Annotated in this window: 3 protein-coding genes; 2 read left to right on the top strand and 1 reads right to left on the bottom strand. The window is 43.9% G+C overall.

Annotated elements, in window-relative coordinates; genetic code table 11:
* Positions 1 to 248 precede the first annotated feature (248 nt).
* Together BCU12_RS07830 and BCU12_RS07825 are read left to right on the top strand one after the other, a co-directional pair.
* The gene (locus tag BCU12_RS07830) at positions 249 to 1,367 is read left to right on the top strand and encodes an efflux RND transporter periplasmic adaptor subunit (RefSeq protein ID WP_157939862.1); all 1,119 of its coding nucleotides are present in this window, start codon (positions 249 to 251) and stop codon (positions 1,365 to 1,367) included.
* Positions 1,360 to 4,476: a multidrug efflux RND transporter permease subunit gene (locus BCU12_RS07825; RefSeq protein ID WP_102403781.1), complete on the top strand. Its 3,117-nt coding sequence runs from the start codon at positions 1,360 to 1,362 to the stop codon at positions 4,474 to 4,476. Before BCU12_RS07830 ends, BCU12_RS07825 begins: the two co-directional genes overlap by 8 nt.
* 241 nt (positions 4,477 to 4,717) lie before the next feature.
* Here BCU12_RS07825 and BCU12_RS07820 read toward each other — a convergent pair whose 3' ends face one another.
* Positions 4,718 to 7,777: an efflux RND transporter permease subunit gene (locus tag BCU12_RS07820; protein ID WP_102403780.1), complete on the bottom strand. Its 3,060-nt coding sequence runs from the start codon at positions 7,775 to 7,777 to the stop codon at positions 4,718 to 4,720.
* Positions 7,778 to 7,940 lie beyond the last annotated feature (163 nt).

Genomic DNA, 7,940 nt, shown 5'->3' with positions numbered 1-7,940 from the left:
TATATCTAGATAGTTAATAGATGAAATTCGTAAAATATAGAATTCAACATATATATCCCCTTGAGAAATACTGGACGCCACGTCACTTAATGATTTTTATAAAACATAAACTTCTTTACCCTTCAAACCCTTGGATGAAAGCCATTAAGCCAATTTTTGTCCTATCGGTTTTTCACATACTAACTAATTACCCTCTGTTAATTAATAAGCGCTATGCTCGCGAAAATCACATAATAATGGGTACCGAAATGAGCACGTTTAAATCGTCTTTAGTTCTAGCAATTCCACTTCTATTGTCCGCATGTGGTACAGAAATATCGAGTGTCACTGTCAACGAACCGACTGAGGTAGCGACGCAAAAAATCGCTCTACAACCCTCTTTCTATCAAACTCAATTTGTAGGCAAAACAAGCGCGATCGACAGTGTGGACATTATTCCTAAGGTTTCAGGCCACATTATTCAACGTGCTTTTATTGAAGGGAGCCAAATCAATAAGGGTGACCTACTTTACGTGATAGACCCCGCCCCATACCAAACGGAAGTACTGCGATTAGAAGCCCTTAAAGAACAAAAATCAGCCCAATACGCTCTTCAGATAAAGAAACTAGAAAAGGCGCAACTATTAGGTGAGAAGAATGCGCTGGGTAGCTTTGAGATAGAACAAATTAAAGCGGAATCGGATGCGATGCTTGCCGAAGTGAAAGCCGCCGACGCTGAATTGATCAAAGCTCAAATTCAACTCTCACATACACGTGTGACCGCACCATTCTCTGGTCAAATAGGTGCGAGCCTCGTGAGCGTTGGCGATCTGGTTACACAAGGAAGCCAATCACTGACCCACCTAGTCAGTAACGAAGCAATGTACGTTCAGGTACAAATAAATGAACAACAATATCTTAATGAGCTTCAGGACAAACTTCAGAAAGGTGAGGATATTAGTCCCCCTGCAATAAAGTTAGCTTTTGCAAATGGCTCTTTCTATCAGCAACCAGGGAAAGTTAATTTCATCGACAATCAAGTTGATGAGACAACGGGCAGCATCAACGTTCGCATTAAGTTTAACAACCCAGAACACCTTCTTTTGCCAGGGCAATACGTCACTTTGCACATGCAAAGCACACAGGCTGAAGAAGCAATGTTTGTCCCTCAGTCTATCGTCCAAGAAGATCAAGGCGGCCGATTTGTATTAACGGTTAATGAACATAAATTGGTGCAGTCAAACTACCTAGATTTAGGTCAACGTGTTGATGATAAGTGGCTTGTTAATTCAGGCCTGAATGTCGGCGATCACGTCATCGTTACGGGTATACAACAAGTTAGACCTGGAAGCACCGTCGTCACGCTAGAGGACAAAGACAATGGCTGATTTCTTTATAAAAAGACCCAAATTCGCCATTGTTTTATCGATCGTAATGACTTTGGCAGGCTTATTAACGTTAATGAAAATGCCTGTCGCGCAATTTCCTAACATTGTTCCACCGTCAATTGAAGTATTTGCGGTTTATCCTGGTGCTGACCACAATACGATTCGTAATACGGTCGCGACAGTGATTGAACAGGAAATCAATGGCGTTGAAGACATGATTTATATTGAATCTAAGTCTAATAACGACAACACCTATGTGGCGTACGTAACGTTTGCAATCGGCACAGATCCCGATAAAGCACAAGTATTGGTGCAAAACCGCGTTAACAAAGCAATGGCAAAATTGCCTAATGAGGTAAAGCAGCAAGGTGTAACGGTTGAGAAAGTCGCTAACTCAATTTTGATGACGGTGAACACTTTTTCAGAAACCAATGAATTCGATAACTTATTCCTTTCTAACTATGCTTCGCTCAATATTAAAGATGCGTTACTGCGCGTTTCGGGTGTTGGTAAAGTACAGCTGATCGGTGAGCAAAACTACTCTATGCGAGTATGGTTAAACCCTGAGAAAATGTCCGCGAAAGGCATCTCTTCAAACGATATTGCACACGCTATTTCGGCTCAAAACACGACGGTTGCTGCGGGTAAACTTGGCGAAAGGCCTTCCCCTGGGAATCAAGTATTCCAATATACGATCCAAACAAAGGGACGTTTAGCGGATGCCACTGAGTTTGAAAACATCATTTTACGAGCCGACAATAAAGGCAGCATCATTTATCTAAAAGATGTCGCTCGTGTTGAGCTAGCCGCTGAACAATATGCCGCGTTCGCGAGCATTAACGAATACGACAGCCCTATCATGGCAATTTATCAAGCGCCTGGAGCCAATGCTATCCAAGTGAGTGAAGATGTTCGTGCCGCCATGGCAACATTAAGCGAGCGTTTTCCTGATGGTATGGATTACAAAATCTCTTACGATTCCACAGAGTTCATTAAAGTATCAATGGATGAAGTGTTCGAAACGCTTTACATCGCCGTTGCATTAGTTGTTATTGTTACCTTCCTATTTTTGCAAAGCTGGAGAGCAACGCTCATTCCAAGTATTGCCATTCCGGTTTCATTAGTCGGCACCTTTGTTGTCATGGCAATGATGGGTATCGATATCAATACCATTTCAATGTTCGGTCTGATTCTTGCGATTGGTGTTGTTGTTGATGCTGCGATCGTTGTAATTGAAAACGTTGAGCGTTTAATGGAAGAAAAACACCTTGATGCTCAAACAGCAACATCGGAAGCGATGAAAGAGGTAACAGCGCCACTGATTGCTTCAGCCTTGGTATTACTCGCAGTGTTCGGGCCAGTCTCTGTTGCGCCCGGTATGGTTGGCCAAATGTACCAGCAGTTCGGTGTGACTATTTCTGTATCAACCATTATTTCCACTGTTGTTGCACTGACATTAACCCCAGCCTTGTGCGCAATCATGCTGCGCCACGAAGAAAAACCGACAAGCGGTTTCTTGTTTAGATTTAATCAGGCGATTGAAAAGTTGACTCAAGGCTACGTCTCTAGCGTCAACTTCTTTGCTCGCCGTATGATTGTGGCAGCGGGTCTATTCATTGCACTGATTGCCGGGACTGGTTTCCTAGCGAATCAGTTACCTTCTGACTTCATTCCATCAGAAGATCAAGGCTCGTTCATGATTGATGTGAACCTGCCAGAAGCAGCATCTCTTGACCGCACTGATAAAATGGTCAAAGACATGATTCAAAAAGTGAAAAGTCTTGATGGCGTTGCCGACGTCGTTGCTGCTAAAGGTTATAGCCTTCTCAAGGGGGCGGCAGCGTCAAACTCAGGCATGATGATTGTTGTTTTAGAGAACTGGAGTGAACGTCAAACACCAGAAACCTCTGAATTCGCGATTGTCGCTCAAGCCCAAGCTTTGATTGATGAGAATATAGACATCACAGGTATGGCGTTTTCTATGCCCGCTATTCCAGGAATGGGCTCTGCTAGCGGCTTAACGATGCAAGTTGAAGATCTAAATGGTCGAAGTGTCGAAGCCATGGGCCCGACTTTAGACACCTTCCTTAGTGAGCTCAATGGTCGTCCTGAAATTGCATTGGCGTTTACCACTTATAGCGCAAATGTTCCGCAGTTGTACTTAGATATTGACCGTAAGAAAGCGATGATTCTCGGCATCGATTTAGCCGAAGTTAATAGCACACTCGCGGCAATGATGGGTAACATGTATGTGAATGACTTCACCAAGTTCGGCAAGAACTATCAAGTTAACTTACTTGCAGAGCAGGCCTATCGTAATGAGGAGTCAGACCTTAATCAGGTATTTGTGAAAAACGCCGAAGGCCAAATGATTCCTCTGGCGAGCTTTGCTCAGTATCAACCGCTAGTCGGTTCAGATAACACGGCTCGTTACAATCTATACAATACAGCGCAAGTGATTGCTATGCCTGCTGACGGTTACAGCTCGGGTGATGCTATTAAAGTCATGGAAGATGTTGCGAAGCAATCATTACCGGCGGGTTATGCCACCGAATGGACGGGCATCACTTATCAAGAATTGGAAGCGGGCGACGGCGCGCTCGCGCTGTTCGGGTTAGCTCTGTTGTTTACCTACCTATTCTTAGTGGCACAATATGAAAGTTGGATCATTCCGTTAGCCATTGTACTGTGTGTGCCTACTGCACTGTTTGGTGCGTTCAGCGCGGTTGCCATCAGCGGTGGGACAGTAAACCTGTATACTCAGGTTGGCCTCATCTTGTTAATTGGTATGGCCTCTCGTAACGCAATTCTGATCGTAGAGTTTGCTAAAGTCTTGCGTGAAGAAAAAGGGCTTTCCATCATTGAATCAGGTAAAGAAGCGATAAAACTTCGTCTCCGAGCGGTATTAATGACGGCACTTTCATTCATTCTAGGCGTGGTTCCACTTGTTATCGCGTCCGGAGCAGGTTCGGCAAGCCGAAATGCGCTTGGTGTCACCAGTTTAGGCGGCATGTTTGCTGCGACGTTCATCGGTTGTTTAGTCGTTCCGGTTCTGTTCATTGCACTACAAAGAATGCGTGAACGTCTGTCTAAACGCACAGCTCAATAAACCTGGATAAATAAGTCCCTCTAAATGATGGCGTAAGTAACTCATATTACTCACGCCATTTTTCTACTTTCTACTCAACCTAACTACCCTCACTTAACCAAACAACTTCATGAATACCCTTACGATTCGTTTATATAAAAGACTATCCCCTTCCCTCGCCTATCTTGGAATCAAAAAATCTCGTCCTAGTCACCTAGAACGAGATTTGAATTGAAATCCTAAACTCTAGAACTCCTTAACTCTATGCAGTGCGTTTAATTTTTTCTCGCAGTCGTTGAATGATGACAAAGAAAACGGCCGACAAGATAACACCAATCAGTGTGGCTGAGATTATCCCACCGAAACTTGCAAAACCAATCGCATTTTGTCCACCATGACCAATACCATCGGCAAACATAAGTGGAACAACACCAACCGCAAAACTCAGTGCCGTCATCGCAACCGCTCTCGTTCTGAGTTTGATCGCTTCTACCGCTGCGTCTTCAATACTGTAGCCTTGGTTTTCTCTTAGGTCTTTCGCAAATTCAACGATCAAGATGGCATTTCTAACCGTCATGCCCACGAGCAATATCGCCGCAATTTGCGTAAGAATATTGAAGTCGCCACCAATCCAATTCACAGCACCAATGATGCCTATCACTGCACTCGGTACAGTCAGCATAATAATGGTTGGGATTGACCAGCTTTCATACTGCGCAACAAGTACTAAGAAAGTGATGACAAGGGCCATGGCAAAGGCATAAAGCGCAGCGTTACCGGCTTCAATTTCTTGTTTAGAGATACCTGTGTATTCAATTTTAAAGCCCTTTGGCAGCTCAATATCATTAATCGCTTGCATTGCACTGCCAGTGCTGACTGTTGGTATTACGTTAATCGCAACAGCTTGCTGTGCATTGTGACGAGTGATGAACGTTGGCGTAAGTTTATGCTCAACGTTGAACAAAGAGGCGATAGGAATGGTCACACCGGTTTTATACGCGACTCTTACCTTGCCAAGTTCTTCAATATTGTCGTTGTATTCTTTGTCGTTCTGCACCATAACGCGGTAGTTTCGGCCTTGCATGTTGAAGGTATTGATATACATACCGCCAGTATAGGCTTGTAGAGCGTCAATCACTTGGTCAACATTGAACCCATGCTGTTTGATCTTCAGTCTATCAATATCGAGTTCAATGCCTGGTTTATCGACTTTATATTGAGTTGAAGCAAAACCGACATGCTCAGATTCAGAAATTTTCGCAATAAAGTCATTCACCACCTCTCCCATTTCGGTTGGTGATACGTTGTTTACATCTTTGATAACGAACTCGACACCATCAACTAGGCCAAGGTCGGGAATAGCAGGAGGCGTAAAACCAAAGCCCTGTAGACCTTCATGTTTTTTCATCTCTTCACTGACTACTTCAGCAATTTCAACATCCGAAAGCGCTCTTTCGTCCATTGGGGTTAATGCAAGCACCATCATCATAGAGTTCATTTCTGGTGCGCTCGTAATAAGATTGAGCCCCGCCCCAGATACGACGCCCTTTACGCCGTCAATTTGTTTGAACGACTCGACAAGTTCCGACATAACTTTGTCTGTTACAGGAAGTGATACACCCGCATCAAAGCTCGCTGCCACGAATACCGTACTGGTATCTTCATTGGGCACTAACCCTGAAGGTAAACTTGTACCTAATTCGTAGTTGAAATAATTCATTGCGGCAAACAATGCCAATACAATGAGAGGAATACGTACCGCGCTTTTCGCGAGCCAAGTAAATCGATTAACCCCAAACTGAATGGTATTTTCAAGTGCTAAAGCGATTCGTCCTTTATGCTCACGACGCATCAGCATCGAGGCCATAGCAGGCGTCAATGTTAAAGCGACGACGGTAGAAACAACGACCGATGCACTGAGTACAATACCGAACTCACTATAAATAATGCCCGTCATACCTGATAGAAATAATGTTGGAGCAAAGACTGACAACAACACTAGAGCAGAGGCAATTACAGGCGTGACGACTTGTTTGCCACCGATCTCTACTGCTTGTTTTATTGTGTAGTCTGGGTGTTCGTGGAGGATCCTTTCAATGTTTTCGACCACAATAATCGCCGCATCAACGACAATACCAATCGCCAAAACCAAGCCAAACATAGAAACGATGTTAATGCTGATTCCCATGCCACTCATGATTGCGAAGGTACCGACTAGTGAAACTGGAATGGCAGCAATGGTAATTAGGGTGGTTCTCCAGCTTTGCATGAAGACCAACGTCACTAAGGAAACGATAGCAACGGCAATAACCAGTGTTTCTATTACGTTATCAATAGCCGCTTCAATGAACTCAGTCGTATCATAAATAACAGGTGCTTCTACTGAACCTGGCATTCTTATTTCGCTAAGTACCTGTTTTACACCCGCACCGACTTCCATCGCGTTAGCATCTGGAGAGCGGTAGATAAAAATAATGGCACCCGCTTTATTTTGCATATAAGCATTGGCAATGTAAGTTTCAGCGCCAAGTTCAACGCGCGCAACATCTTTTAGACGTACGACATGACTGTTGTGATCAGCTCGAACGATGATGTTTTCAAACTCTTCAGCGTCAGACAAGCCGCCTTTTACCGATAAAGTATATTCGCTCACACCGCCGATAATTCGACCTGCAGAGGCAATCCGATTCTGTTCGACAATCGCGTCTTGGACATCAATGATGTTAACGCGGTATTTCGCCAGTTTTACAGGGTCAGTCCAAACTCGCATGGAGTACTTTTTTTCCGCAAGCACATCAACTTTCGATACTCCAGGTACACGCTGTAACGCTTCTTTTAAATTACCACCAGCAAAACCACTAATTTCAATATCAGTTAGCGCATCCGTCGGATCATAGATCGCCATACCCATGATCATGCCGCTGGTGATTTTCTCGACAGTGATGCCATTTCTAACCACCCCTTGTGGCAATTCTGGCGTCGCCATGTTGACTCTATTTTGTACAAGAGTCACCGCTTGGTCTGGATCAACACCAAGTTCAAAGGTGATTTCTAGAGAGTATGAACCATCGCTGTTTGACGTTGATTTCATGTACTGCATTCCATCGACACCATTCACTTTTTGTTCAATGGTTGGGGCAATAACTTTACTCACTATTGAAGCATCAGCGCCGTCCATTACGGCATAAACTTCAACGGTTGGAGGAGCGACGTCAGGGTAGCGACCAATCGGCAGACTCAATGCAGATATGAGTCCGATAAGAGTGATTAGAATCGAAATGACGACAGCGAATTTGGGGCGTTCAATAAAGAATTTGATCATAATAAGTACCAATCCTTTGTTCATGAGGTAGAAGAATAGTTAAAAGAAGATTGAGATTAAATGGGCTGCTAAGCAGCCCTATTGAGGTTAGAAATAGACGTTTGCCTGCAACCAAGCGACGCTGTCATTCTTAACATTTAACTTCTTGTTTTCAGCGGTATAC

The sequence above is a fragment of the Vibrio sp. 10N.261.55.A7 genome, from assembly GCF_002877365.1.
Lineage (GTDB): Bacteria > Pseudomonadota > Gammaproteobacteria > Enterobacterales > Vibrionaceae > Vibrio.
The sequence above is the reverse complement of the archived record's forward strand: the minus strand, read 5'-3'. Positions and strand labels throughout refer to the sequence as shown.